Origin of the sequence: Brachybacterium sp. AOP25-B2-12 (assembly GCF_052378625.1) — a bacterium.
Taxonomy (GTDB): domain Bacteria; phylum Actinomycetota; class Actinomycetes; order Actinomycetales; family Dermabacteraceae; genus Brachybacterium.
Genome location: NZ_JBQSXW010000062.1, coordinates 1 through 1,366, shown reverse-complemented (window position 1 = coordinate 1,366; position 1,366 = coordinate 1). Strand labels below are relative to the sequence as shown.

The following is a 1,366-nucleotide window of genomic DNA, read 5'->3' as shown; positions in this document are numbered from 1 at the left end:
GGGGCCTACCCCCGGTTCGTGGACACGGGGGTTGTTTACGCTGCGAGCGCCAGCGTAGCGGTGTAGGCGCGCTCGTAGGCGTTCGGGGAGAGGTAGCGGCACCAGGAATGGCGGCGCTTGGTGTTGTAGCGGGTCAGCCATCGGAACATCTTGCGGCGGCAGGACAGCTCGTCGGTGAAGCACGCGGCGTCCCGGAGAACCTCGCGCTTCAGCGTCGCGTTGAATGACTCTGCCATCGCGTTGTCGGCGCTGGTGCCGACGGCTCCCATCGACTGGATGACGCCGAGTTGCTGGCAGAGCTCGGCGTAGGCCTTGGAGGTGTAGACCGACCCGTGGTCGCTGTGGAAGATCGCTCCTGCCAGAGATCCACGGGTCGCGGCGGCGGCCTTGAGCGCGTCGGCGACGAGGTCGGTGCGCATGTGATCGGCGATGGCCCATCCCACCAGACGGCGGCTGTAGCAGTCGATCACGGTCGCCAGATATAGGTTCCCGCCGCCACTGGCCTCGGACAGCGGCAGGTAGGTGATGTCGCCGACGTAGCGCTGGTTCGGCGCCTCGGCGGTGAAATCCCGTTTCAGCAGGTCAGGAACGACCTGGTCGGCCGGTTCGGGCACCGTCGTGCGGTGCTTGCGCTTCTTGACGTACCCGCTGAGTCCGGCCTCCCGCATCACGCGGGCGACCCGCTTGTGGTTGACGCGGTCCTCGGGCGCGGCCCCGTCGTTGAGCTCGGCCGTGATCCGCGGGACGCCTTGGGCATCGTCCTCCGCGTGGATGATGCGGATCCGCTCGAGCAGCTCGCCATCGGAAGCGGCCCGCGCGGACCGAGCTGGGGTGCCTGTCTGCCAGGCGTAGTAGGAGGAGCGCTCGATCTCGACGAGCTCGCACAGTCGCTTCACCGGGTAGGTGGTGGAGTTCTCGGCGACGAACTGGAAGCGACTCACCAGCGCGTCTCCCCGGCGAAATACTTCGCGGCCTTCTGGAGGATCTCCCGCTCTGTGGTGAGCTTCGTCGTCTCGGCTCTCAGCTGGGCGTTCTCCGCCTCCAGCCGTGCCACGCGCTGCTCGAGCGGCTCATCAGGATCCGATGTGGAAGCCGTCGGCGCGGACCGCAACGGGCTGTCTGTCAGCGTGCCGTCAGCCGCCGTTTTCTTCCCGGTCCCGTGAGTCTCCAGCCACTGCCGCAGCGTTCCCCGGACGATCCCGAGGTCCTCCGCGATACCGCGGAGCGTCGCTCCCGGAGTCGACTCATACAGGTCGACCGCCTGCCGGCGGAACTCCTCGGAGTAGTTCTTCCTGGCCATGGTTCATAATCTCGCTTCCCCAGCCAATGCTGGAATCAGCGTGTCCACGAACAAGGGTCAGGCCCC

General features: G+C 67.0%; 1 protein-coding gene. It reads right to left on the bottom strand.

Annotation, left to right across the window (positions count from 1 at the left end):
• Positions 1–35: 35 nt before the first annotated feature.
• A protein-coding gene (locus ACT3TZ_RS15135) for an IS3 family transposase (RefSeq protein ID WP_444584238.1) occupies positions 36–1,300 on the bottom strand; the annotation gives its coding sequence in 2 pieces (ribosomal slippage) (positions 36–958 and positions 958–1,300; 1,266 coding nt in all).
• Positions 1,301–1,366: the final 66 nt, after the last annotated feature.